A 1,176-nucleotide genomic window follows, 5' to 3' on the forward strand; every position below is an offset into this window, starting at 1 on the left:
CAGATTGGCACCGCGAGTTTTAATCGTAAGACTTAAAAGCTCTGGGTTTGTAGGAATGTAGTTTGAAGGTGATGCGGCATTAACGAGCTGCCTGACAAAAAACTCTGCTCTGCTACGCGTTTTATCATCAAGGCCTGGCATAGAATTAATGCTATCTAACCATGCACGACCGGTCACCAAATAAGCTTGCTTGATAAAGTTAAAATAAGCGTTTTCAACCCAGCCTTCATCACTAAATCGAAAATCTCCTTTTTCCGCCTCAACGACCGGCTCAACCTCTCGACCCGCAACCTGCGATAAAGCCGACTTAACGACACGAAAGTAATTCTTGCCCAAGTCTGCCGTTTGCTTTGTCGTTTCCCAAGGATGCTTTACAACCTCTTGGACATACTTTAGATAAGACTCTGTAGCATCACTGGCAACAGCCTGCAAGCTACCATGCTCTTCATTCAATTGAGTTGAAAGGTAAGTTAAAGCGCGCTGGCTTTCTTCCATTGCCTTGGCACTCATTTTCCAATAGGGATTATCAAAAAGGTTTTTCGTCATAAGAGCGTGTTCCTAATTATTCTTATAGAACAGGCAGCCAAAAGGGCTAAATACCCAATCTAGAGGTATAGATAGCGGTATGGAGAAAGTGCCTGCGAAAAAAGTCATGAACGGCCAGAACTGCTAAGTAGTACTGGCCTTCATTGTCATACCACTACTTTGCTTTACTTGTCGCTTTAGCAGCTGGTTTTGCTTCAGTTTTGGGCTCTGAAGCCGACTTCATAATTTCTTCCAACTCTTCACGAAACTTACTTCCAGCATCGCTAAGTGCTTGAATATCAGTCATCATCTGCTCGTTTAGCTCGCCAAAAGCTTCCATCTGCTCTTTAAAGAAATCCTGTAAAGACTCAGGGTCCTTTACTTCGGTAAATGCTTTAAAACGGGCCGATGCAAAGTCTGAATATTTTTTCGCCGACTCCATTTGTGCTTTGAAGGTTTCCTGCATAGAGCTGGTCATTAACTCACCAACTTTACTCATAGGCGCCAGTGATTCCTTTGCTTTTTCGTTTAGATCTTTCAAAAAATCTGTATTCAATTCCCTATCCTCATCACTGGGTTTAACAAAACATATCCTTGGCATATTAAGACACTTTTATGTCAGAGATATTTCTATTCGATTGTAATACTAGA

General features: G+C 41.9%; 1 protein-coding gene and 1 pseudogene. Both read right to left on the bottom strand.

All coding sequences use genetic code 11. The features are described from left to right. A pseudogene (locus tag A3735_RS27775) lies at window positions 1-546 on the bottom strand (hypothetical protein); the annotation flags it as partial. Between the two features lie 154 nt (window positions 547-700). After that, window positions 701-1,081: a phasin family protein gene (locus A3735_RS27780; protein ID WP_068511741.1), complete on the bottom strand. Its 381-nt coding sequence runs from the start codon at window positions 1,079-1,081 to the stop codon at window positions 701-703. Window positions 1,082-1,176: the final 95 nt, after the last annotated feature.

It is taken from the genome of Oleiphilus sp. HI0061 (assembly GCF_001635675.1).